The following is a 23,807-nucleotide window of genomic DNA, read 5'->3' as shown; positions in this document are numbered from 1 at the left end:
CCGATTTCCCGGTAGGAATTCCTTCAAAAAAGCCGATATCTATTTTAGAATGGAGAATCGGTTTCTACGCCTCGCACTCTTACTCGCAATCATAGTTACACTTCTTTCTTATTGGAATCACGGTTGGGTTTCTTATCTGAAAGATTTTGTGGTCTTAATCCATGAGGCGGGGCACGCAGTCGCAACTTTGATATCCGGAGGTTCGGTCCAGATGATTGAACTGAACGGAGATGAAGCTGGGCAAACCGTTGCTTCTCCTACATCCGGGAAAAGCCCGTTTATCTTTGTTGTTTCCGCAGGATATTTAGGTTCTTGTTTGGTCGGTGGATTTTTGATCAACAGAGGATTTAAAGGAAGTCTTGTTCGACCAACCTTGTTACTTTTGGGAGGAGCAGTTTTACTTCTCACTCTTAAGTACACTTCTTCCGGAGGACTCGCGCAAAGAACCGGACTCCTTTGGGGAATTTTTCTTTTGGTCGTATCCTTCCTTCCTTTCGGTTGGGATCGATTGATTACCGTATTTTTAGGCACTAGCGTGAGTTTATATAGTCTTTATGATCTTTTAGATTTTACGGAGAATATTCAAAACACCGATGCGGGGATATTAGCATATTGGGCAACAGGCACTTTACCTGGAGGAGCTGTCCCGAAATCGGTTTTATTCTTGGGATATTTGATTGCTCTGCTCTGGTCCTTTTTTAGCGTATCCATCATATTCTTTTCATTGAAGCGAGCGGTAGCTCCTCGTCCTGCTCCGGCAGATGAGACACCTGGATTTGATGAAGGGCCGGTGGTTGGTTTGGACAATCCGTTTCCTGGAGAAGTTACTCCGGAAGTATTGGAATGGTTTTTAAGTAGAGGTTTGGATTTGAACGGTAAACCTCTTCCTCCGGAATTTACGAATATCGAGAGAATTGATGGCTAATAGAGTGCTAGTGACCGGAGGAGCCGGATTTATCGGATCCCATCTTTGTGAAAGACTGATCCAAGAGGGAAACGAAGTTATTTGTGTGGATAATTTCCATACTGGAAGAAAGAAAAACATAGAAAAACTTTTAGCCAATCCTCGCTTCGAATTAATACGCCATGATATCACCGAGCCGATCCGGCTTGAGGTAGACCAAGTCTATAATTTTGCATGTCCTGCAAGTCCTGTTCACTATCAATCCAACGCAATTAAAACTATTAAAACCAATGTTCTCGGAACTACCAACATGTTGGGACTTGCAAAAAGAGTGAAGGCAAGGATCCTACAAGCTTCTACTAGTGAAGTGTATGGAAACCCGATCGAACATCCTCAGAAAGAATCCTATTGGGGAAATGTAAATCCGATCGGGATCAGAAGTTGTTATGATGAAGGTAAGAGAGTAGCGGAGACTCTTTGCTTCGATTATCATCGAAATCATAAAGTAGATATCAGAGTGATCCGTATCTTCAATACCTACGGCCCTCGTATGCTTCCGGACGATGGAAGAGTAGTAAGTAATTTTGTGGTCCAAGCATTGGCAGGAAAAGACATCACTGTTTATGGAGACGGTTCTCAAACCAGATCTTTCTGTTACGTAGATGATCTTGTGGATGGTATCATTCGAATGATGAATACCCAAGACTTCAACGGTCCTGTTAATTTAGGGAACGATGGAGAATTCACAGTAAAAGAGTTAGCGGAGTTAGTTTTAAAAGAGACCGGCTCTTCTTCTAAAATCGTTTATAAAACTCTTCCTCAAGACGATCCAGTGCGTAGAAAGCCGGATCTGACTATAGCAAGACAAAAGCTGGGTTATGAACCGAAGGTTCCTCTCTTAGAAGGAATCCGGAAAACGGTCGAATATTTCAAAAATAACTTGGATTAATCATTCGCCGAGAAAATCTGGACCTACTTTTCCCAAACAAGGGAATTAAACCGAAAAATTGAGTTTCGAGTAGGCTGTATGAATATCGGAGTTTTAAAAGAAGCTAAGGAAGAGACTAGGGTAGCTATAACCCCAGACGTAGTAGACGCTCTGAAAAAAATCGGCGCTTCTGTTATCATTGAAAAAGGCGCGGGAGAAGGTTCCTTCTTCTCTGACGAAGATTATAAAAAAGCAGGAGCTAGCATCCAGTCTCGCGCTGATATCCTGAAAAAATCTGACATCGTTGTAAGCATCCATTTGGCTGACGGCGCAAGTCTTTCTAAGATTAAAAAAGGCGGATTCTACTTAGGTATGTTCCAGCCTGCTGTTAATCCTCAAGTAGTCAAAAAGCTTGCTTCCCAAAAAGTAACCGTACTTAGTTTGGATGCAATTGCTCGTATTACTCGTGCTCAGTCCATGGACGTTCTTTCTTCCCAAGCAACCGTTGCGGGATACAAAGCTGTTCTATTGGCTTCTACCCATTTAACCAGATTCTTTCCAATGTTAACTACTGCTGCAGGAACAATTACACCTGCATCCGTTCTGATCATTGGCGCTGGAGTTGCTGGATTACAAGCGATTGCAAGTTCGAGAAGATTAGGTGCGGTTGTAGACGTATTCGACACTCGCCCCGAAGTAAAAGAACAAGTACAATCACTTGGTGCAAAGTTCGTAGAAGTAGAAGGTGCAACTCACTCTGCTGCTGCGGGCGGTTACGCTGTAGAGCAAACTGAAGAGTATAAAAAACGCCAGCAAGAAGCGATCGAAAAGTTCGCTGCAAAAGCTGACGTGATCATCACTACTGCTTTGATCCCAGGAAGAAAAGCTCCAATCATCATTTCTAAAAAGATCGTGGATAAAATGAAGGCAGGATCCGTAGTTGTGGACCTTGCTTCTCCAAATGGAGGAAACTGCGAGTATACCCAACATGGTAAGGTTGTCCTAACTAAAAACGGAGTTTCCGTAGTTGGACACCAAAACTTGGCAGGATCTCTTCCATCCGATGCTTCCAGAATGTTTGCGAAAAACATCCTGAATTATCTGAAGTTATTAGTGAAAGAGAAGAAGATTAACTTTGACTTGAATGATGAAGTTATCGCTTCTACGACGATCACTCACGAAGGAGAGATCCGTCACAAACTTACTTTGGATGCCTTAGGTGGTGCCAAAAAAGAAGGGAAGAAGCCAGCGGCCAAGAAATAAGCCAAGGCTCCCGAAACAAGTTCCTATCACCCACCCTCCGAGTACATCGGAGGGAAAATGGTGAAGAGATAATAATCTCCCGATCCCCGCTAACAAACTAATTACCAAAAACCATTCCGGGAAACCGAATAAAAACACTAAGATCAAGGCTGCGGTCATCGAGTTAGATGCATGCGCGGATGGAAATGAATGTTTCATGTCCGGATTTTGATCCACTTTTCCTGCGACAGTAACCAATGGTCTTTTGCGAGAGATCAGCTTTTTTAAGAATAAAACAAATCGATCGTTCGCATATGCGATGATCCCTGCGTATGGGATGACAATCCACCAAGGATAAGGCAATATTTCTTTCCATGCGGCATATGCCAAATACGGAATAATCAAAAGAAGCATCATTTCTCCACGATTGATCCTGGAGAGTGTACGGTTTAAAATCGGACCATGGATCTTCTCGCGAACAAACATCGCGATTGCATAATCGATTCTTTCGAAGGCGGATAATTTTTCCAAAGTGTTTTTATCCAAGTAGGGATTTCCGTAGGGTAGAGACCAGATCCATTCTGGATACTATAGATTGTTCTCCGGAAATAAGATCTTTTAACTGTATCTTATTTTCGGCAACTTCGGATTCTCCCAGAAATAAAACGAAACGATATCCTTTTTTCTCAGCAGTTTGGATCTGTTTTCCGAGTTTGGCGGACTCGAGCATTGTTTCCACTCCGATCCCTTCTTTGCGAAGTTCATCTGCAAGTTTGAGAACTTCCGGAAAAAGTTTATCGTCCATTAAAGGAATTAAAACTGCATTTTGCGTATTTAGATCTTTCGGAACAAGATCATGTCCTTCTAAAAAATTTTTGAAGGTTACATCACCTAATCCGAACCCAATCCCGGAAAGTTGTTCGTTGGAGAAAAGTCCGATCAGGTTATCGTATCTTCCTCCGCCGTAAAGAGAGCGTCTATTTTCAGGATTGGTATCGAATACTTCGAAAATGCAACCTGTATAATAATCGAATCCACGAATGATAGAAGGGTCGAACTCGATCTGATCTTTGATCCCGAGTTTTTCTAGATCCGAAAACAGGTTCTTAATGAACTCAACGGATATAGTATCGATCCCTTCTAAATCTCCGATCGTTTGAATATTCGTATCTAGATATTTATAGATGAGTGGAAGTTGTTTGCTTGGATCTGAAAGTAGAGGGCTAATCTCCTCTTCGAAAGCTTCTTTGCTGATCTTTGACTTTTTATCCAAAAGTTTGGATACTGCATGGGCTTTCTCAGGGGCCAAAGCCAAAGTTTTGTTTAAGAAGGAATCCAAAATCCCTCTATGAGAAACTTTGATCTGATAACTTCCCTTAGGAGCTTTAAAGTTTTCTAAAATTGCATTTGCGATCAGAATGATTTCCACTTCTGCGCGATAGGAGTTTACACCAAAAAGATCCACATTGAGCTGCCAATGTTCTCTTAATCTACCCTTGCCCGGTTGTTCGTATCTCCATAGATTCGGAATGGAAAACCAACGGATCGGTTTTGCTAAATTCCTAACTTCTCCCGCAACCATTCTCGCAAGAGTCGGAGTCATCTCAGGGCGGATCGCAACATGACGATCTCCTTTATCAGTGAAATCGTATAATTGTCTTTGTACGATCTCTTCTCCGCTTTTTGCTTGGTATAGTTCGAAAGATTCTAAGATAGGGCCGTCGTATTCTTGGTATCCGAAAGACTGAACGGTTTTCCGCATAACGGAAAACATCCAGTTTCGAAATCTCATTTCTTCCGGATAAAAATCTCTCGTCCCCTTGTAAGGGGCTGTGGGTAAAAAGGCTTTCTGTTTTTCCAAGTCTCTTAGACGCTCTTAATGAAGCTTAAATTCTTCTTTAATAGAGTCATATTCGTCTTGGCATCGTTGGAGCCAACTATTTCTGCACCGACCAGGTAAATTTCCCCAACCTGTGAAATATGTCGGATTTTAAATGCGAATCTAAGAGGAGCTTGCATCTTAAAAGTTATATCCGCAGTAAAAAACGGTTTATGCAGAAAAGATTCGACTAGCTGAGATTCGGTTACTTCCAAAAGGATCCCGCCTTCGGAAGCGTTGATCACGTTCTGACGAATATCAATGTCCAGAGTATTCGAGTCCTCGATCCTTTCGTTAAAAACGTCTTCTAGTTCCACATATTTTTTCAATATAGCCGGATCCAAGGTTCTGTCCTTGGTTTCCGCATAACCTAAAGCAACGAGTTTAGGTCCTAGAGGATCTCTATAATAGATCGGATAGATGGCGAAGGATTGGATCTTGCCGGAACGATATACTTTCGTTCTATCTTCCAACATCAATTCTTCTTCGAGTTCTTGTTTTAGATCTATAAGATTAAAACCTTCCGCTTCTTCTTTAGAAAGTGGATCCAAATTGATCGCATCTTTTACGAAGATCGTTTTACCAGTACGTTTGGACATATCCTGTTCTACGCTTAGTTCTTTTCCACTCGGGAATACGAGCCTAGAATAAGGATAATCGGAAAGTATGTTTTTATGTAAGTCGGTAAGAAGGATTTGGCCGGAAGTCCCAAGAACTTTTGTAGAGTCTTGTTCCTTCTTCAACATATGGAAACGATGAGCGATTACCTTTCCCTGTAAACCTTCGATCCTTGGAAGAATTCTTCCGTCTTTAGCGATCCTCACAAATTCAGGAGAACAAATAACAACTCCGTCATCATGATTGATGGAATCTACTCTAAAGCCGATCTCCATATGTTTACTTAAGGTTTTGTAAACTGTGATCTCGCCCTCTTCGTTCACAAATTCCGGATCGATCCTAAGGAATATTTTTCCTTCTGGAGTTGTTTGCAAGATTTGTAATTCTTGTTTGAGAGGATTTTCTTTCAGAAAGAGCCCGTTATTATGTACGTACTCTTTCAGAATATAACCGATTTTTTGAGGATCCTTAATCGTATCCCAAATTCTGGGCGATTGTAGGTAGGATCGGTACTCGACGTCCATCTGTTCTCCTTTATAGCCGCCCAAGAGTTTACACTCATGGGCTTTCGCTTTTCAGGAATCAGAAGTTTGGGCTTTAAGTCCAAACTCTTATAGCTTGCGGAAGTCGACCCTCCTATTTTTTGCTCTACCTTCTTCGGTAGAGTTATCTTCATCAGGTCTGGAATACCAATAAGCTCTGGTTTTTAGCCTAGCAGCTTGGATCCCTTTACTACGAATGTAGTCAAAAACTTTCCGCGCTCTGTTCCCACTCAAGCGAGTATTATATTCTTTGGAGGCTATATTATCTGTATGGCCCCCAATCTCTATTTTATCGGACGGATTCTTCTTGAGATAGTCCACAATCAGATCGAGTTGTTTGCGATGTGCTTCAGTTACCTCGGTCTTATTGAATTCGAAATAGAGTTTTGTACCTACAACAGCTGGAACATCCGAATCTTTCCTTAAAGCGATAGAAATTGTAGATCCAGGTTTAATATCTTTTCGAATGATATTTACACTTTCGGAAATATATTTCTCAGCCTTTGCAAAAATTTCAAAATCAGTGTCGGGAAGCAACTCGATATGGAAATTTTTTGACAAACTGTTGTATTTTAGGATTTCTCCCTGTCTATTCTTAGGTGTAAACACTGTAGCGGTCGCTCCAGGGATTGGTTCTTTGGTTGTAGCATCTATAACTACCACATTAAGTCCCTTTCCTTTATCTCCATCACCTGTGTTAACCACTTTTCCTTTTTCATCGTCTTTGATCGGAAGAAGAACATAAGTCTTATAAACTTTCTTGTTCCTTTCTACGTTTCCTCTCAGATCCAATTTATCTTCAGTTGGATAAAATCCAGGAGAGGAAATTTCTACCTTATACAATCTTCCTGTTTTAAGAACAGTTTTAAAGTTAGTCGGATTTCCTTTAGAAAGATCTCCTCCGATCCTTTTAGAGGTAATCGTTCTAGAAGGTCCTACGCTATCCGAAATTTTGATCGTAGCATCCAAACCGATCATAGTCGCTTCGGATCCGTCCAATACTAATCCTTGGAAAGAAACGTCATAGGAGTTCCTCAGATTTTCCGGGACTTGGAATCTATAAATATCGTACTGTCCTTGTCCCCCATTTCGATTTGAAGAGATATAGGCCCAGAGACCTTCTTGGTCGAATGAAATCCCTTCAGAGTCGATTCCTTCTGAAACTTCTAAATTAAAAGGATGAGGAAGTTTTTCTAAACTTCCTGCTTCAGGTACGGGATGAGAAGAATTCGTTTTGGAAACAGTCAGTTTATCTTCCGGATCTTCCGTGTCAGCGTCTCCCGGAAGATTTAAGAAAATACGATAGAGAGAAAATTTCTTACGATCATTCTCTCGATTCGAAGAGAAGTAAAGTTGTTCTCCATCAGGATGAATATAGGGAAGGATCTCGCTGGATTTGGAATTAATTTCGGATCCTAGATTGATTGGATGAGACCAGGCTCCCGTAGCCAAATTCCTATAACTTACCCAAAGATCGTATTCACCGTAACCACCTGGGCGATCGGAAGAAAAGACTAGATATTTTCCATCGGGAGAAATCGCCGGCATCTTTTCGTTAAAGTTTGAATTGATCTCGGAAATTCCGATCAGATCACTCCAACGTCTTGTCTTATCGTCCCGTTTAGTATAATAAATATCTAATGCGTCAAAACCTTCTCTATCCGCTTTTACGTTACGGATAGAAGTTAGAAAAATTTCCGCAGGATTTCCCGATTCGTCGAATCGGATTGAAATCCCTCCTTCATACTTATCCGTATTGAATAGTTTGGATTTTTTTTCCCCGGAAGGAAGTTCCTTCTTATTCTGTTCCCAAATGTCCTGGTTCAGGTTTACTGGTTTTTTCCAATCCGCTTCTCCATCTCTCTTTTTATAATTTGCGTTTTCAGAAAGCCATATGTCCATCTCGCCTTCTCCGCCTGGGCGATTGGATTGGAATATCAAGTATCTTCCGTCAGGGCTGATGATCGGATTATATTCTACGTTTTGTGTATTTAATGGAGAACCGAAGTTTCTTTCTAAAAGTGTAGGAACAGGTTGTGCGAAAGGACTAGCGAGAAATAGAAAAAATAGAATACTTCCGGCAAGGATTGAGCTTACAAAATGATCCCGTTTGATATTGGATCCTTTTCCTGACTTGTAAAAAAACATCTGCGGTCCTTTACTCTCAGAAAATCCTTGGATTTTCCGCCGTTTGTATTTAGTATCGGAAGAAAGACCCCAAGGATCAAGATGGAAACTAAGATGTCGGAGAGGCTTTCCGAAGGAATTCAGGGTGCAAATTTCCCCTCTAAACCCGTATTATTCGGGGTTCTGAACATTACGAGTGATTCTTTCTCCGACGGGGGAAAGTATCTACAGGAAGATTCCGCATTGGAGAAGGCAAAATCCTTAATCGAGGAAGGCGCCGATGTGATCGATATTGGTGCCCAGTCTTCCAATACGAAAGCAAATCCAGTCTCGGAAGAGATAGAATGGGAAAGAATGAAAGGGATCATCTCTGAGCTTAAAAAAGAGAATGTCCGGATCTCGATCGATACATTTCGTCCTTATGTAATCCGTAAAGCATTGGAGACTGGCGTGGATTATATCAATAATATCAGAGGATTCGTGGATCCTGAAAGTTTGGAGTTATTGAAAGACCAAGTTGGAACTCCTACAAAGTATATTTCGATGTTTTCCCAAGATCATTCTGTGAAAGCCTCAGAAGTTTCGGATCTAAGGCCTGAGACTGTAGTATCTAAAGCATTGGAGTTTTTTAGGGAAAGAACGAGAACTTTCGAAAGTTTAGGATTGGCCGATCGGTTGATCCTTGATCCAGGGATGGGTTTTTTTCTAAGCCCGGATTATAAAGTAAGCTTTGCAGTGCTCGCAAGTATTTCAGAGATACTTTCTGAATTTCCAAATCTAATGGTTTCAGTTACTAAAAAATCTTTTTTAGGAAATGCTTTAGGAGGTTTACCAGTTGAAGAAAGAGAAGTTCCGACTGCGATCTCAGAAACATATTTATGGATGAAGGGGGTCCCGATGATCCGAACTCATTCTCCTAAATCATTTTTAACAGCGATGAAAACTTGGGAATTAGCTCACGGAATCTATAGTCCGCAACGCGGACTTCAGGAGCGAAGCGACTATAGTCCGTAACGCGGGCTTCAGGAGCGAAGCGACTATAGTCCGCAACGTGGGCTTCAGGAGCGAAGCGACTATAGTCCGCAACGTGGGCTTCAGGAGCGAAGCGACTATAGTCCGTCCTGAAATTTAGGTTATCGGCCGTGACGGATCCGATCCATCGACTCTTTTCCTTCCGGAGTTAGAGTCGGAAAAAATTCCTCTTCCGTAAATTGTAGTCCTTTGGATCTTAATTTTCTAAAATAAGGAAGCAAGACAGAAACATCCGCCTTTGGATTTTTAGAAAGTAAACAGTGCTTCCATAACTCCAAGAATACCAGGGATTCTTTTTCTGTTTCGGGGGCTCTTTGGATCCAGTTTAAAGCTTCCGAATATCTTTTTTTCTCAGAATAAGCGTGAGCAATATAATATTCTAATTCAGGAACTCTTTCTCCTGTACCGCTCAAAGAAGTCCCAAAAACTAAAACATCATCCCATTTTTCTAAAATATGGGCCATCTTCAGCATAAGGCCTCTTGCGTTCTTATGAAATGGACTTTGTTGTAGGATCTTCTCCAGATAATAATAACTTTTGGACCAATCTTGTTTTGCGAAGAAGTATTCTGCCAGACCTTCCCAAGCATATAATTCCTGTCCCGGAATATTGGAAAGTGAGTCTCGGAAGATCACAAGCTCTTCTTCTCGATTGGATTCTATCAGAACATTCTCGAATTTCTTTCTCTCTAAGGCAGGAGATTGTTTGAGATAAGTTCCCAGAAATTTTTTAGATTCGGTGATATCGTCTACTAGATAGTATAAACGTAATAGATTCAGAGCAGGGACAGGATTGTTCGGTAGAAGTTTTTGTGCGTTTAAAAACTCTTCTTCTGCATCGTCTATGAGAGAATTATGAACGAATAAGATCCCCAGATTATTTTTATCCGGAGCTAAGATTGCCTTTCCCCTATGATTCTTTGCTTCCCAAGGACTTTTAACTGAGTCTACTTTTTCCCGAGTATAATCGGTAGCGGGAAGATACAAGAACATCGTATCATTTTCGATCAGTTCATTGTTTCGGATAGGGTAGAGGCAATTAGAAAGAGAGAATACAACTAGAAGAAAGAATAGATTAAGATACTTCTGAAGCAGGATTTTCCTGCAGATTTTTTTGTGCATACAATAAGTACTTTAATGCCCGCTCTGTATCTCCATGAAACAAATACATAAGCGAAAGATCAAGCGCGTCCTGAGCTTCCGGAGCCTCGAAATCCTGAGGATTCTCTTTTGAAAGAGTAAGTTTGTCCTTAAATTCATCCAACTTCTTTCTTGTGAGAACTTCTAAATTCTCAAAGAAAACCTTTTGTTCTGTGTCCGGATTTTGTTTTGCTTCCTTAATCGAATTATTGAACTGAACGAAACCTTGTGCGGAAGAAGTGACTTTTTTTAGAGATTCAAATGATTGTTTATAATTTCCAAGTTTTACATGGATCTCAGTGACCAAGATATCCATTCTAGGATCATTCGGATTGATCTGAAGTGCGGTGTTTGCTGCCTCTAATGCAGCCTCCCATTTTTCGGTATCAAAATAGATAGTCGCAAGAGCAGCATATGCGGTCTTATTCTTCGGATCTAGTTTGATCGCATTCTTCAGATATAATTCCGATTTATCCGGACGATCTTGTTGTTTATAACAATAAGCAAGAAGCAGATGAGAGTTTAGGTATTTTTTATTTAACTCTAAAGAACTTTTGAGGGCTTTGATGGCTGCGTCTAAGCTCCCTAATCTATAAAGTTCCACACCCAGATTATAATATAGTTCTGTGGTTTTACCGAGTTCCAAGGCCTTTTGGTAGGTCTTGATCGCATTTTCAGAATCCCCGGTCCTAGAATAAAGGGCCCCTAAATTTAAATATGCCTTTTGGAACTTGGGATTCATCCCCAAAATTTCAGTATATACCTTGGCCGCTTGGGAAACCTTTCCCTCTTTTTCGAGTTTTAATGCCTCGTTGAACTTCCGTTTGATATCGGCTTCGGTCATATCCGGAATATCGACTAAAATCAGAAGAAAACAACCTGAAAAAAAATTCAGGGAAAAATCAAAAACCTCCGAAAATAGAATAGATAGAGACAGAGGTCCGAAATGAAACAAATAGCCGCTATCTTCGCATTGGTTACAGTCACCGCTTGCGCTTCTTCAGAAACAAGAAGAAGTATAAGCGCTTCCGGTGACCCATCAGAAATATTTTTTGAAAAAGAGATCGCTCCGATGGACCAAGAGTCCAAGAGAGATCTAGTACTTGCTAAGAATAATTCCTCCAGTTCCAGAGGATTGGATGATCTTTTAGCTGATAATAAACCTGTAAAGGCAACTACCCCGCCTAGACAACAAGCGAGTTCCGGAGAATTCGATGAAGTGGGTTATTCTTCTTGGTATGGCCCTAAATTCCATGGAAAGCCTACCGCTAGCGGAGAAATTTTCGATAAAACAAAACTGACTGCGGCTCACCCAAGTCTTCCTTTAGGTTCAGTTGTTAGAGTGAAGAACCTAGAAAACGATAAGGAAGTTCTGGTTCGAGTAAACGATCGTGGTCCTTTCGTTAAGGATAGGATCATTGACTTATCCGAAAAAGCGGCAGAGAACTTGGAATTCAAAGATGTAGGAATTGCAAGAGTTGGTTTGACCGTAGTTAGTAAAGGTGGAGCAGCAGCTGAATCGGAAGACATGGAAGGTTTGGAAGATGAAGAAGCTCTTCTGAAAGAAAACAAACCGGAAAGATTAACACCGAAAAAAGCGGTCACTCCTGCTCCTTTAGTAAAAGGTGCACCGAAAGGACAAACAGTTCAAGTTGGTGTTTTCAGAAATAGCCGACTTGCAGAAGATTATAGAAAAAATCTTTCTGCGGAATACGGTGAAAAAGTATATCTATTCGAAAGAGAAGGTATGTTCGTTTTACAAATGGGAGATTTTGCGGATCGTGCAAAAGCCGACCTATTAAAATCTAAACTGAAAGAAGACGGAGTGGATTGTTTTATTCCGAGAAAATAAAACAAGATTTCGGTCTCTGAAAGAAAAAGCCTCCATTCGGAGGCTTTTTTATTTAATTCCTAAAAAATTATGAAAAAGGGTGAGGAGGCAGGTTTAAGTTTTCCATGAGAGCTTGTAAATATATTTCAGACACTTCCCAATCGGGATGACAAGCAAACGGATATGTTAAATTATTAGAACAGTTTTCAATTATTCCATTAACAAAGCCTTTCTCATTATGGCTATCGGGTATAATATCACAATTAAATTCCTGTTCCAATAAGATAAATAGATCTGAATAAATCATTTATCTTATTGATTAGCTAATTGTAATGGTAAGCGAGTTGAATCCGTATCAAATTCTATTTCTGCCTTATATTTATGCCTAGTTTCAAATAGATGTAGATACGTTCCTTTCTTAGTAAGATGGTTTGACCAAGGATCAATTCCTTTCTTTTCATCGTAGGCTTTTTGGGCTAAAATACAACCTACCAAGCACTCAACCGCAGCATCATGAGTAGGGCCTTGAGCAACGAAAGTGTAATCAATTGCCTTTGCAATGTAATGATTTCCTTGCTTGCTTACTAAAATCTTAAAAGCAGTGTTGTTATCCATTATTTTAACCCTCCCAGAATTATATAACTTATATACTTATTAGTCGGCATATCGGGCTCCGAAAAGACCCTTTTTGCAATACTTTTTCCGGTACCGTTATCTTTAAAGTTTAATTAATTAGTACAGACTCATGTCTATAATCAAGATTATCCTAAACATTTACATAGTACTGATTTTGGCTTATGTCTAGTTTATCTCTGTTTTATCCCTGAATCTCAATTCCGCAAAAGAGCAAATTTTTTGTTTAATTCCTATGAGCGCGACAACCTTCTGTCTTCATCCTGCTCGCACATAATGTTTTAGCTAATTGAACAAACGCAGGGAGGCAGGTTCCAACTCCTTGACCACATGCAGGATCTGCAACCAAGAGGATCGTAAAACAATTATCGTAATTTTTTAGATCTTCTCCGCATAGGTCCTCATGGCTTACTAAGATCCCACAATTGGAAAAGGAGAAGAGGGTAAATGTCGTAAGACAAACTAGAAAAATACGCTTCAATTTTGATTTCATAATTCCTCGGCCGCAAGATGCAGATACGAATATAGCCAAAGGAAATAGAAAGAAGGTCAGTTTGTCAAAAAAATTCTAGAAGAAATTTAGATCCCGCCGCCATGGATGAACTCGTTCAATTCATCATCGTCGCTTTTTTTATCAGCGTACTTTTCAGTTAGATTACTGCGAGAATAAAGCTCGTTTACTTCCTTTTGGAGAGTATCTATCTTTTCTACCAAAATGGAGAATACTCTCGCCACAGGATCCGGAAGTTCTCCGTGATCCAACATTCTTTCCCCTTCTTTTCCAAAATCCACTTTGGATCTAACTACTTTTCCGGGAACTCCTACAACAGTGCAGTCTGCAGGGACATCTCTAAGTACAACCGAACCTGCTCCAATTCGTACATTATGTTCGATTATAATATTTCCTAAAATTTTTGCGCCGGCACCCACTACTACGTTTTCTTTTAAAGTAGGGTGTCTTTTGCCACTTTCCTTACCGGTTCCACCCAAGGTGACTCCTTGTAAGATCAAACAACCTTTTGCTATCTCTGCGGTTTCTCCGATCACTACACCTTGTCCGTGATCTATAAAAATTCCGGGTTCAATTTTTGCTCCGGGATGGATATCGATCCCGGTCAAAAATCGTGCGAAAGTATTGATGATTCTAGGAAATAAAGGTACTTTGATCCGATATAAAAAATGAGCTATTGAATGAAACCAAAGTGCGTGTAAGCCCGGATAACAAAGGACTACTTCTAGATAAGATTTAGCCGCCGGATCGTTTTTTTTAATCGCTTTGATGTTTTCGAACAAATGTTTATCCCAGTTCTTCGTATAGACGGTCGGAAGAAGAAGATTGTTTTTTCCGGATAGGAATCATGCTGAAATCGTATAAGCTTATGTAAAGGAGGAATCGTTTTGAGAGTCGATTGGAAACAGATTATGGAAGGAAACGGATCAAAAAATTGAGCAGACCGTCGTACGGATGGAATATCCTTCTTTTCATCCTAACTTTTTTCACTCTAACCTTTCAGGGAGAAACGTTGCAGATTCCCTTTTTGAGTTCGGCAACTATCTCAGAAATTTTAAGGGCCCGATCTCCTTATTCCTTTTCATTATTAGGAATTCTTTTTTGTCATGAGATGGGTCATTATCTTGCGGCAAGATACTACGGGATCCGAACCACTCTTCCTTATTTTTTGCCTGTACCTCTTGCACCTGTTGGAACAATGGGAGCTGTTATTAAGATCAAGGAAGCGATCCGAGATAAAATCCAATTATTCGATATAGGAGTTTGGGGACCTGCAATGAGTTTGGTTCTTTCTATTCCTTGTTTATGGATTGGTCTAAAAAATTCTCAATTGGTTCCCTTGGCCGAAAGATCCGTCTTATTACATTCGAATCCGGAACTTGTAGATATACATTTTGGTGATAGCATATTCACTTACTTTTTATCCCAGCAGATCTTGGGTCCATTCGATCCTAAACTTTTTACTGTGGAATACGGCCCGCTTGCATTTGCAGGTTGGGTAGGGCTTTTGATCACTGCTTTAAATTTATTACCTTTCGGGCAGTTGGACGGAGGGCATGTTTTATATTCCTTAGCGGGGGAAAAATATAGAAGATGGATCTATTATTTATTTTCAGCGTTTCTGTTACTATCCCTTTGGAATTATTCGTGGATCTTATGGGGATTACTCATCTATTATCTTATTAAAGTAGAACATCCTTATGTTCCGGATGCTTCTTTTCCCTTAGGTAAATTTCGCAAGATATTCGGTTGGAGTATGTTACTATCTTTAGTATTCATCTTCCCGATCTCTCCGATTACTGTAGTTTCCTCTTCAGGTTTGCGGACAAGTTTGGGAGAAGATCTTTGGAACTTTCTAGTAGATGTGATTTCAAAATGAGAAAAAAGATCCTTAATATTTCCTTAATCCTTTTCCTATTATTTTCAGCTTCCATCGATTCTCAGGAAGAAGGCGACGTAGATATTCAATTAACTGAAAGCCCATACGGTCTTTCCTATGATGGAACAAACTTTTGGTTCGCGGATAGTAAAAGAAGGGCGATCATAAAAGTAGATCCTACCGGAAGGCAGGAGGCCTTTAATCTAGGAATTCCATTTATTGCAGGCTTAAATTTCGATCCAAGAGAAGGAAAACTTTTCGTAGCAAGTAAGCGGATCGTTTTGAAGGTAGAGCCGAATACCGGCGGAGTAACTGAAAGGATCCAAGTCCCGATCGATAAGATCGGTGGGATCGCAAATTTTCAGAATTATCTATATATACTAGATTCGGACACTGGGAAAGTTTCCGTATATGATAAGGGCACACAAAGCTTTTTCGGTGGGTTCTTAACCGATAGATCTGAGCCTAAAGATATTTGTTTTGCAAGAGACAGTCTTTGGATCACGGATTCTTCGGATGGGAACGTATATAGATATGATCCAACTAGTGGTAAGATCACAGGTTCCGTTCGTTCTCCTTCTAAAGATATTCGAGGAATCGCTATCTTAGGAAGTAGGATCTATGTAGTAGATCGCACGACTCGAGAAGTAAAGAAGATCTCCTTTGTTGAAACGGATCGATTCCTTTCTTCTGGAGAGGCTACTTATCTGATCAATGTTAAGATTAAATATTCTCTGGATGAAGCAAGTCTTGTAGGAGGAGTTTTGGGATTACTTCCTCCGCCCACTACTGAACACCAAAGGATCCGGAATCTGAAAACAAAGGATCCTAAATTTAAAGGAGATATGGTAATGGGTGTTCGTGCTCTATCCAAAAAGTTAGGCATAGACGATCCGAAAGGTCCTCAAACATTAGAATATCATTTCGAAGCAAGAACTACCAATGTCAGGTATTACGTAATAGATGATTTTTTAAAGAAGAAGGAAGAGATTCCTACTGACTTAGCTGCATTTACCAAGAATAGGGTCGTGGTAAAAGAAAAAGCGGGGAATTATTTCTTAGATAAAATTTTCGATGCTAGATTATTTAGATCAGATTGGGATGGGTTGAAAAAATCTCTACTCGATTCTGGTTTACCCATTCGTCCGGTTAGAAGTTTGGTCTTTTCGGGAACTTCGAATCCTAACTTCAAAGATACTTTGGATATCTATATACCTAGCTTTGGTTGGGTGCCTTTGGCAAGTATCAAACCGGAGAAGATAGAATCATCTCGTGCATATCAGAAATCGGAAGATATGGTGGATCTTTTTAGAAGTGAGGCTTGGAATAGTTTACCTTCTCCAATTCTGTTTAAATCCAAGGATTCGGAAGTTTGGAAGCCTCTTCCGGCCGAAATAGAAGTCACTCTTCTTCCTAAAGGCACGGATCTTTCTTCTAACTGATAGATCTTTCTACATTTCTAAAATATCTATTGTATGCGATCACTCCCAAGGTGATCGCTCTTCCTAACATGTAGGAAGTCAGAGAAAGCCATAGTATATGATTATTATTCTCTAAGTTTCCCCAATATGCAATCGGCAGAAAGAAGACTAAAGAACTTACGATCATTGAATTCCTAAGTGTTTTTCCTTCTGAGATCCCTAAAAAGAAGCCATCAAAAATAAATGCAAAAGATCCTAAGAGTAATACCGGAGCGATCCAAAGAGCGTATTCTTTTGCAAGGTCTACTACAGGTTTGGATTTGCTGAATTGTGTGAATAATATATCAGAAGGAATAAGGATCAATAGGCAGAAGAACAAAGAGATCAAGAATCCGGAAACAAGCGCCATTTTTAGGATTTTTCTTAGTCCTTCCGAGTTTCCATTTCCTTTTAGAGTTCCTGCGACCGTTTCCATTGCGATAGCAGCTCCATCTATCCAGAAAGCGCCGATCAAAATGAGTTGGTGTAAAATTGCATTTGCCGCTAAAAATTCGGAGCCGAAACCGGAGCTGTAATTCCTAAATAAGCTGAACGTAGTGATCAATAACAATGTCCGGATCATAATATCCGAATTCAAAGAAAGTAAGGATATATAACCTTTCAGAGAAAAAATTCGGATCTCCTGTCGGACATGTAAAAACTGATCTTTTTCTTTTAACAATAAGATCAGGAAAAATGCTAACATCAGATATTGGCTGATAGAAGTCGCAATTCCTGCTCCGAAAGCTTTCCAATCTAAAATAAGAATGAACCAAAAGTTCAGAGAGATATTCACTAGATTTGCAATTACAGTCGCTACTAAAACGGTCCCACTTTTAGATCTACCTAAGAACCAACCTGTTAAAACGAAATTACAAAGAGTCGCAGGCGCGCTTATGATCCTAGCCTGAAAATAATCTAAGCCCGCGGATTTTACTTCTTTCCCACCTTCTAAAATGGAAAAGCCGAATTCTCCGATATAATTCATACATAACAATATGAATGTGCCGATCCCGGCACCCAATATCATAGATCTGATCAGGATCTGAAAAGATTCCTTTTTGTTTTCGTCTCCTTCTGCTTGAGCAGTGAGACCTGTGGTGCTCATTCTTAAGAAAGAAAAGCCCCAGAATAAATAATCAAATAACACATTAGATAATGCAACCCCGGCCATGAATGTGTGAGTTTCTAATTGCCCGAGTACTGCGGTATCAGCGAGTCCTGTAAGTGGAACGGTGAGGTTCGCGACTATATTATAGAAAGTAAGAGTGAGAAATTTTTTTTCCAAAAGGAAGTTTAGATCCGAAGTTTGTTTTTATCTTCTATATTCTGAAATACATTACAGGCAACAAGATCTCCTGTAATGTTTACGGTAGTTCTGCACATATCCAGGATACGATCCACTCCTAGTATGATACCTATTCCTTCTGTTGGAACTCCTACACCTGCTAGAATAGAAGCTAAAATTACGATCCCGACTCCGGGAGTACTCGGTGTTCCTATGGAAGCAACCACAGTCGCAAGCAAGATGAAAACGAGATTAATCGCAGTTAATTCTATTCCATACACTTGTGCAAGAAATACGGTAGCGACCGCTTGGTATAAAGCGGTCCCATCCATATTTACCGTAGCACCCAAAGGAAGAATGAACTCCGCTATTTTTTTGGAGACCCCCATCTTCTCAATCCCGGTTCTAAGAGTAAAAGGTAGAACTGCTGCGGAACTAGATGTTGAAAATGCTAGTAGCTGTACTTCTCCTGCTTGTTTAAAAAACCAGAACGGGCTTTTTTTCGCGACTAAGATGAGAATGAGAGAATACATGAACAGAATTAAAACTAATCCACCTAAAACGGTGCAAAAATAAACTCCTAAACTTAACATTACTTTGAGTCCGATTTTCACGGTGATTTGCGCGATCAAACCGAATACCGCAAAAGGTGCGATTTTCATGGCCCATTCTACAAAGACCATACTAGTTTTAAATATCGCTTGGAATACCGGAAGAACATGAGAAGCGGTTTCGGATTCGATAGAAAGAAGTGCGATTCCAACTAGAACTGCAAGTAATACTACACCTAGCATATCTCCGGTTGCAAATGTTTGAAATGGATTTCTTGGAAGAACTGAAACGATCAATTCCGGTATCTTATCTATTGAAATTGAGCCGGAAGCTTCGGAAACCTTGTTTGGAATTTGAGCCTTAGGAATTCCGGCAGCATCTACGAAAGTTCCAGGCCGGACAACACTTGCTAAGCCGATCCCGATAGATACAGCGACTATGGTGGTGAATACAAAATATAAAAATGCCTTTAGCCCAAAACTTTTCAGATTCTCTAAGGTCTCTCCTGCATGGATCCCTAAAACGATGGAGCAAAACACGAGTGGTATCATGATGATCTGCAATAAGATCAGGAAAAAATGACCAGGGAGGCCGAGCCAAGATGCGATCGGTTTGGAATATTCTATACTAACGAAAGAATTTTCGGGGCTAAGATATAATCCCACCAACAGTCCGGAACCCAAACCTAATAAAACTCTGAACCATAGTTTTTCTAAAGGAAGAAATCGAATGGTTTTCGGTAGGATTCTTTTCTGTTCGGAATCGGACATACTCGACAGAATAGGAGGCTTACTCTTATTTTTCTATTGATTTTTCCCTTTTCAAAATGATAGTGAAGGCTTTAGCCGATTTTTTACCTGTCTGAAGACGATACTAAAGACTAGGTAGATCAAAAATATAGATTCGGCTTGATGTCAGTTTCGATCCGCCGGTATCCGAAATTGCCGACAGGAGTTTATGGGGTTAAATCCGATTTCTTGGGACCTTGTCCTATTTAACTATTATTCGTTCGGAAGTTTATTGGTCACATTGACCACCATTTTCCTAGGGATTTTCTTTTTTACCCTAAAGAATAGAACGATTGCCACTACGCATCTTGGGATTGGCTTTATACTTCTCGGTGTTTTCGAGACAGGATACTTTTTAGCTGCGTTCTTATATCATCCAATTGCGGCCTATCATAGATGGCTGACCGGTGGATTCATATTATTCGCTTTAGCTCATTATACACAATTCTTACTTCGTTTTCCAGGGAACAGTAACCAAAGGATCGCAAAATGGGTGCTGATCGCAGAATATAGCGCCGCTACGGTCATGGTAGCGTTCTTTATATATTTTACCTTTATATCCGAAAAGATCTATCACTTCACTGCACATCATTGGGATTTCAATGCATATGATGTGAGCCGATACTTAGCAATCCTGATTGGGATCTTCTCCATTGTAGGTTTTATTATAATTCCTACATGGAGAGTTCTGATCACTAAGGATAAGAGAAGAATTGCTCTTTTGATGTTTAATATAGGATTTTTGATCGCAGCGATTTATCCGAATATCTCCAATATTCTCAGCAGAGACGGAGTGATGGAACGTTCGACCTACATGACTTCGAACGTAATCCTATTTCTCACAGCGTTCTCTTTCTTAGTAATCGCATTCATCAATAATAGCGCAGAACGTACTACATTCATGGTTAAGATCGTAGGGATTACTCTATTTACGATCTGTTTGATCATGCAGGCGCTCGTTTATATTTCCAGTCAAGAGAAGGACGCAGAATACGATAGTTTACGAATGGTAAATATCGAAAGAGCCTTGGAGAACGGGGTAAAATCCAGCGATATAGAGTATGTATTCCATTGGGAAGATCCGAAAGAAAATTTGAATTCTTCCGAATATGATCCTGCAAAAGAATTGGATCTAAAGCAGATCGAAGCCGATTTACAAAACGTAACTATTTACGAAGAAATCCGGAATCTAAAGGAAGAAGATTTTAGAAAATCCTTAATTACCGTTTTAGGTCACGCTCATAATTATTTCGGAGCTTATAAACGTTTTATCATAAAATTATCCAACGAAAATATAAATCTTCCTGATGCGGAACTAAAGAAGAAGATCTTAGAAAAAGCAGAAGAATGGAATAAACAGGCTTTCGTTGCTACAAACAAATTCGAAGCAGTCATTGGCGGATCTAATTGTAGCAAAGAAAGAGATTTTATTAGCGGCTTAAAAGATTCTGAATTTGGTTTTAAGGAAGAAATTTTTTCCCATTGGACGACAGAAGGTTGCCGCTGGAACGGAAAAGAATTAGACCAAGCAAAACTACGTTCCGAGGTCTTAACATACTTCAGATATTTTAAACCGAGTGAAACTCGTCACTACAGAAGAAGCAAAGATGGTTTACACCATTACGTTGCTTTCATGAAATACCAGCCCGATAAAAGCCAGATGAGCGAAGTAGGGTTCTCTTATAGAGTGTATCGCGAATTCATGCACCCAACTGCTGTGAAACAAACCGGGATCTTGCTCGCAGTAATTTTCATCGTATTAGCGTTATTCCCTCTCTTCTTTAAGAACAGCTTAGTGGATCCTTTGAATAGCCTTCTTTCCGGGGTGGAAAAGGTAAACAAGGGAGATTTGGATGTAGTCGTTCCGGTAAAGGTCAGAGACGAGATCGGATTCTTAGCGGATTCATTCAATGCGATGGTGGCATCTATCAAACAAGCTCGAAGAGAGCTCCAAGATTATGCAGAAAACTTGGAGGAGAAGGTTCGAGAAAGAACTAGAGAAGTTCAAGAAAAGATGGAGGAAGTCCAACGCCTCAAAGTTCAGCAGGACGGGGATTATTTCTTAACTTCTTTATTAGCGAAGCCATTATTCTATAATGCGAATAAATCCAAATTAGTTACTACAAATTTCATCATACGTCAGAAGAAACAATTCGAGTTCAGAGGAAAACATTCCGATCTGGGTGGAGATATTTGCGTCACCGGAAATCTTAGATTAGGCCGCCCGGATTCCTTCAAACGTTACACACTTTCCATGAACGGGGATGCGATGGGTAAATCCATGCAGGGTGCAGGTGGAGCGTTGGTAATGGGGGTTGTTATGAACTCCATTTTGGCTCGCTCTGCAGCTAATAACAGGATCTTAGATGTAACCCCTGAACAATGGTTAACTGAAATTTATAATGAGATCCACTCCGTATTCAAATCATTTAACGGATCCATGGTAATCTCCGCCTCTCTATATTTGATAGAAGATGAAACAGGGAAATGTTGGTATTTCAATGCTGAGCACCCGTATTCCGTTTTATATAGAGATGGAAAAGCAAGTTTTATCGAAGACGGGTTAACTCTTAGAAAATTGGGATTGGATTCAGAGTTCGAGTTCAAAGTCAGAAGTTTCCAATTAAAAAAAGGTGATATTATCATATTAGGCTCGGACGGCCGAGACGATGTGGACCTAACTCCTGATGAAACGATCCGTACGATCAACGAAGACGAGATGTTATTTCTTAGACACGTTGAGAATGCTAAATCAAATTTGGAAGATATAGAGATTGAGATCCGAAAAACAGGCGAATTAACGGATGACCTTTCTCTTTTGAAAATAGAATTCCAGGGTGAACCTAAAAGTGACGAGATCGAAGAAATTTTCGAATCCTCTGATCATATCGACAAAGCATTAAATACGGATTCGGTCTACGAAGAAGCGAAGAAGATGTACAAAATCGGTCGCTTGGACGAGGCATTAGATCTTTTAAAAACAGGCTACATGCACGATAGTGCAAATCAAAGGTTGAATAAACTTTTGGGTCTTTTGAGCTTTAAAGGAAAAGATTACAGTACAGCTGTAGAAGTTCTAAATAATTATCTCGGGGCCGATCCTGATCTTCACGAGTACTGGTTCTATCTTTCCATTGCGAATAAGAAGATGGGAAAATATGATCAGGCTTTGACTGCAAGTTTGAAACTGTTAGAGATAGATCCGAACAATATGTCCAATCTCGTGAATCTTTCGGACATTTACAGATTGATGGAAATGTATGATAGAGCGGAAGAATATGCCCGAAAAATCCTTCAAAAAGAACCGGGAAATGAGAACGCTCATAAACTGATCCGATTGATAGAGAGAGATCGTTGATAAGAATATTTTCCGATAAAGCCAAATGGGTTTTATTCGGGATTTGTATCCTAGTTTTATTTGGGGTCTCTTCAGTATTCTCTCAATCGAATAAAAAGCAGACAAGAAACGGCGAGGCAAACTTCTCCCTTCGATTAAGAGGAGGAGAAGTTAAACTAGTTATTCGCAACGAAACCGATTTCAAAGAATGGGATAAGTATGCATCTGAAAAAACGAAAAAGGTTTTAGACGCATATGAGTCTTATTTAGGGATTACATTCCAACAAGCATCTTCTCCGATCTTTAAAACTCTTCCATCTTCAGAAAAAGATAAAATTCGTTTAGTATTGAAGGAAGCAGTTCTTCTTAACGGGACCAGGGTTGGAGGATATAATAATGTCTCCGGAGAGTTAGGAAAAGATCTCGGTATCTTTATGGAGATCGGCCTTGTTCCTCCCGGCTATCCCGCTTTACTACTGCACGAATTGGGGCATTATTATTTTACGGAACCTGCTTGGTTAAGTGAAGGGATTGTTTCTTATCTTCCATACTTACTTTCTAAAAGAGGGTATTTGAAATTAGATCCTGACGAACTCCAATCTGTAATGGAAGAATGGACTTTATCAGAACCGATCCCAAAACTGGATCCACCTTTGTCCCAAGACTTTCATCAGAGTAATCCTAGTCTTGGGCCTTGGTTTTATTCCAAGTCTGTCCGTACGCAGTTCATTTTGCATAAAGAATTAGGGTACGAAGGATATAAATCTTTCTTAAAGCAGGTAGCCTCTGCTGAAATTTTGAACACGGATTCAATTCTAAGAATTCTGAATAAACTCCAGAGAAAGGATTGGAATAAGATCCTACAAGGTTGGGTGTTACCGGGGCCTTATTCAGTCTATCCTGTGAATTCTTTTTTGAAAATCCAAGAGATAGAAAAGCTTTAAGCTTGTTTTTTATATTCTACCTGTTATACAAAAGGGTGGACTTTCCTCGAATTTCTTTTTTGATTTGATCTGATTGGTTCGAGCTTTAATATAATCCATTTATAAGTTTATAACTTCTGGAGCGAACAGCCCGAATTCGATCCACCAAATCGAAGTTAGGATCGATTCTTTTC

The 23,807-nt window shown here is 40.0% G+C and carries 20 protein-coding genes; 9 read left to right on the top strand and 11 right to left on the bottom strand.

The genetic code is table 11. The features are described 5' to 3' along the window. Positions 1 to 49: 49 nt before the first annotated feature. The 3 genes from EHQ64_RS14760 (at position 50) to EHQ64_RS14750 (ending at position 3,095) form a co-directional block, all read left to right on the top strand. Entirely contained in the window at positions 50 to 925 is an 876-nt protein-coding gene (locus EHQ64_RS14760; protein ID WP_135650460.1) for a M50 family metallopeptidase, read from the top strand. Next, the gene (locus EHQ64_RS14755; RefSeq protein WP_425460434.1) at positions 918 to 1,853 is read left to right on the top strand and encodes a UDP-glucuronic acid decarboxylase family protein; all 936 of its coding nucleotides are present in this window, start codon (positions 918 to 920) and stop codon (positions 1,851 to 1,853) included. Before EHQ64_RS14760 ends, EHQ64_RS14755 begins: the two co-directional genes overlap by 8 nt. A gap of 78 nt (positions 1,854 to 1,931) precedes the next feature. Further along, a complete protein-coding gene (locus EHQ64_RS14750) occupies positions 1,932 to 3,095 on the top strand; it encodes a Re/Si-specific NAD(P)(+) transhydrogenase subunit alpha (protein WP_135650456.1) in 1,164 nt (387 codons plus the stop codon). Here EHQ64_RS14750 and EHQ64_RS14745 read toward each other — a convergent pair. From EHQ64_RS14745 to EHQ64_RS14730, 4 genes are all read right to left on the bottom strand, one after another. Further along, positions 3,048 to 3,560 (bottom strand): phosphatase PAP2 family protein, encoded by a 513-nt coding sequence (locus EHQ64_RS14745; RefSeq protein ID WP_167882415.1) that lies wholly within the window; start codon positions 3,558 to 3,560, stop codon positions 3,048 to 3,050. The two genes, EHQ64_RS14750 and EHQ64_RS14745, sit on opposite strands and share 48 nt — an antisense overlap. Before the next feature lie 52 nt (positions 3,561 to 3,612). Further along, entirely contained in the window at positions 3,613 to 4,935 is a 1,323-nt protein-coding gene (hisS, locus tag EHQ64_RS14740; RefSeq protein WP_135650452.1) for a histidine--tRNA ligase, read from the bottom strand. A 5-nt stretch (positions 4,936 to 4,940) separates the two neighbouring features. Next, positions 4,941 to 6,095 carry a DUF1577 domain-containing protein gene (locus EHQ64_RS14735; protein ID WP_135650450.1) on the bottom strand — a complete coding sequence of 385 codons (1,155 nt, stop codon included), beginning with the start codon at positions 6,093 to 6,095 and terminating at the stop codon, positions 4,941 to 4,943. A gap of 87 nt (positions 6,096 to 6,182) precedes the next feature. Further along, a complete protein-coding gene (locus tag EHQ64_RS14730; protein ID WP_135650448.1) occupies positions 6,183 to 8,261 on the bottom strand; it encodes an OmpA family protein in 2,079 nt (692 codons plus the stop codon). 93 nt (positions 8,262 to 8,354) lie between these two features. Here EHQ64_RS14730 and folP point away from each other — a divergent pair, with 93 nt between their 5' ends. Continuing rightward, the gene (gene folP, locus EHQ64_RS14725) at positions 8,355 to 9,254 is read left to right on the top strand and encodes a dihydropteroate synthase (protein WP_246048780.1); all 900 of its coding nucleotides are present in this window, start codon (positions 8,355 to 8,357) and stop codon (positions 9,252 to 9,254) included. A gap of 119 nt (positions 9,255 to 9,373) precedes the next feature. On the opposite strand, the gene EHQ64_RS14720 is transcribed toward folP, so the two are convergent. Together EHQ64_RS14720 and EHQ64_RS14715 are read right to left on the bottom strand one after the other, a co-directional pair. Then, positions 9,374 to 10,264 (bottom strand): tetratricopeptide repeat protein, encoded by an 891-nt coding sequence (locus tag EHQ64_RS14720; RefSeq protein ID WP_246048779.1) that lies wholly within the window; start codon positions 10,262 to 10,264, stop codon positions 9,374 to 9,376. Positions 10,265 to 10,346: 82 nt separating this feature from the next. After that, complete coding sequence (locus EHQ64_RS14715; protein WP_135650442.1) at positions 10,347 to 11,255, bottom strand: tetratricopeptide repeat protein; 909 nt, start codon at positions 11,253 to 11,255, stop codon at positions 10,347 to 10,349. 102 nt (positions 11,256 to 11,357) lie between these two features. Here EHQ64_RS14715 and mpl36 point away from each other — a divergent pair, with 102 nt between their 5' ends. Next, positions 11,358 to 12,263: an RlpA family plasminogen-binding lipoprotein MPL36 gene (mpl36, locus tag EHQ64_RS14710; RefSeq protein WP_135650441.1), complete on the top strand. Its 906-nt coding sequence runs from the start codon at positions 11,358 to 11,360 to the stop codon at positions 12,261 to 12,263. 291 nt (positions 12,264 to 12,554) lie between these two features. On the opposite strand, the gene EHQ64_RS14705 is transcribed toward mpl36, so the two are convergent. The 3 genes from EHQ64_RS14705 to cysE form a co-directional block, all read right to left on the bottom strand. Then, positions 12,555 to 12,857 carry a hypothetical protein gene (locus EHQ64_RS14705; protein WP_135650439.1) on the bottom strand — a complete coding sequence of 101 codons (303 nt, stop codon included), beginning with the start codon at positions 12,855 to 12,857 and terminating at the stop codon, positions 12,555 to 12,557. A 244-nt stretch (positions 12,858 to 13,101) separates the two neighbouring features. Continuing rightward, complete coding sequence (locus EHQ64_RS14700; protein ID WP_135650437.1) at positions 13,102 to 13,368, bottom strand: hypothetical protein; 267 nt, start codon at positions 13,366 to 13,368, stop codon at positions 13,102 to 13,104. 86 nt (positions 13,369 to 13,454) lie between these two features. Further along, positions 13,455 to 14,168 (bottom strand): serine O-acetyltransferase, encoded by a 714-nt coding sequence (cysE, locus tag EHQ64_RS14695; protein WP_135650435.1) that lies wholly within the window; start codon positions 14,166 to 14,168, stop codon positions 13,455 to 13,457. A gap of 152 nt (positions 14,169 to 14,320) precedes the next feature. On the opposite strand from cysE, the gene EHQ64_RS14690 reads away from it, so the two are divergent. Both EHQ64_RS14690 and EHQ64_RS14685 read left to right on the top strand, forming a co-directional pair. After that, positions 14,321 to 15,265, top strand: a complete 945-nt coding sequence (locus EHQ64_RS14690; protein WP_135650433.1) for a site-2 protease family protein — start codon at positions 14,321 to 14,323, stop codon at positions 15,263 to 15,265. Next, positions 15,262 to 16,707 carry a Vgb family protein gene (locus tag EHQ64_RS14685; RefSeq protein ID WP_135650431.1) on the top strand — a complete coding sequence of 482 codons (1,446 nt, stop codon included), beginning with the start codon at positions 15,262 to 15,264 and terminating at the stop codon, positions 16,705 to 16,707. The genes EHQ64_RS14690 and EHQ64_RS14685 overlap by 4 nt, the downstream gene beginning before the upstream one ends. Here the strand turns inward: EHQ64_RS14685 and EHQ64_RS14680 are convergent. Together EHQ64_RS14680 and EHQ64_RS14675 are read right to left on the bottom strand one after the other, a co-directional pair. Beyond that, positions 16,700 to 18,013 carry an MATE family efflux transporter gene (locus tag EHQ64_RS14680; protein WP_135650429.1) on the bottom strand — a complete coding sequence of 438 codons (1,314 nt, stop codon included), beginning with the start codon at positions 18,011 to 18,013 and terminating at the stop codon, positions 16,700 to 16,702. The genes EHQ64_RS14685 and EHQ64_RS14680 overlap by 8 nt on opposite strands. Before the next feature lie 8 nt (positions 18,014 to 18,021). Further along, on the bottom strand, positions 18,022 to 19,335 hold the full coding sequence (locus EHQ64_RS14675; protein ID WP_135650427.1) for a dicarboxylate/amino acid:cation symporter: 1,314 nt from the start codon (positions 19,333 to 19,335) through the stop codon (positions 18,022 to 18,024). Between the two features lie 187 nt (positions 19,336 to 19,522). On the opposite strand from EHQ64_RS14675, the gene EHQ64_RS14670 reads away from it, so the two are divergent. Together EHQ64_RS14670 and EHQ64_RS14665 are read left to right on the top strand one after the other, a co-directional pair. Continuing rightward, positions 19,523 to 22,711 (top strand): SpoIIE family protein phosphatase, encoded by a 3,189-nt coding sequence (locus EHQ64_RS14670; protein WP_135650425.1) that lies wholly within the window; start codon positions 19,523 to 19,525, stop codon positions 22,709 to 22,711. Then, positions 22,708 to 23,634: a hypothetical protein gene (locus EHQ64_RS14665; RefSeq protein WP_246048778.1), complete on the top strand. Its 927-nt coding sequence runs from the start codon at positions 22,708 to 22,710 to the stop codon at positions 23,632 to 23,634. Before EHQ64_RS14670 ends, EHQ64_RS14665 begins: the two co-directional genes overlap by 4 nt. The last annotated feature ends 173 nt before the right edge of the window (positions 23,635 to 23,807 follow it).

This window comes from Leptospira sarikeiensis, from assembly GCF_004769615.1.
GTDB lineage: Bacteria > Spirochaetota > Leptospiria > Leptospirales > Leptospiraceae > Leptospira_B > Leptospira_B sarikeiensis.
This window is presented reverse-complemented; position numbering and strand designations above follow the sequence as displayed.

Excerpts from the sequence above, each read along its gene's own strand:
- mpl36 (WP_135650441.1), top strand. The coding sequence starts at position 11,358 with ATGAAACAAATAGCCGCTATCTTCGCATTGGTTACAGTCACCGCTTGC.
- EHQ64_RS14735 (WP_135650450.1), bottom strand. The coding sequence starts at position 6,095 with ATGGACGTCGAGTACCGATCCTACCTACAATCGCCCAGAATTTGGGAT.
- EHQ64_RS14715 (WP_135650442.1), bottom strand. The coding sequence starts at position 11,255 with ATGACCGAAGCCGATATCAAACGGAAGTTCAACGAGGCATTAAAACTC.
- EHQ64_RS14755 (WP_425460434.1), top strand. The coding sequence starts at position 918 with ATGGCTAATAGAGTGCTAGTGACCGGAGGAGCCGGATTTATCGGATCC.
- EHQ64_RS14705 (WP_135650439.1), bottom strand. The coding sequence starts at position 12,857 with ATGGATAACAACACTGCTTTTAAGATTTTAGTAAGCAAGCAAGGAAAT.
- EHQ64_RS14670 (WP_135650425.1), top strand. The coding sequence starts at position 19,523 with ATGGGGTTAAATCCGATTTCTTGGGACCTTGTCCTATTTAACTATTAT.
- EHQ64_RS14750 (WP_135650456.1), top strand. The coding sequence starts at position 1,932 with ATGAATATCGGAGTTTTAAAAGAAGCTAAGGAAGAGACTAGGGTAGCT.
- EHQ64_RS14675 (WP_135650427.1), bottom strand. The coding sequence starts at position 19,335 with ATGTCCGATTCCGAACAGAAAAGAATCCTACCGAAAACCATTCGATTT.
- EHQ64_RS14745 (WP_167882415.1), bottom strand. The coding sequence starts at position 3,560 with ATGTTTGTTCGCGAGAAGATCCATGGTCCGATTTTAAACCGTACACTC.
- folP (WP_246048780.1), top strand. The coding sequence starts at position 8,355 with ATGTCGGAGAGGCTTTCCGAAGGAATTCAGGGTGCAAATTTCCCCTCT.
- EHQ64_RS14720 (WP_246048779.1), bottom strand. The coding sequence starts at position 10,264 with ATGTTCTTGTATCTTCCCGCTACCGATTATACTCGGGAAAAAGTAGAC.
- EHQ64_RS14760 (WP_135650460.1), top strand. The coding sequence starts at position 50 with ATGGAGAATCGGTTTCTACGCCTCGCACTCTTACTCGCAATCATAGTT.
- EHQ64_RS14730 (WP_135650448.1), bottom strand. The coding sequence starts at position 8,261 with ATGTTTTTTTACAAGTCAGGAAAAGGATCCAATATCAAACGGGATCAT.
- EHQ64_RS14700 (WP_135650437.1), bottom strand. The coding sequence starts at position 13,368 with ATGAAATCAAAATTGAAGCGTATTTTTCTAGTTTGTCTTACGACATTT.
- EHQ64_RS14685 (WP_135650431.1), top strand. The coding sequence starts at position 15,262 with ATGAGAAAAAAGATCCTTAATATTTCCTTAATCCTTTTCCTATTATTT.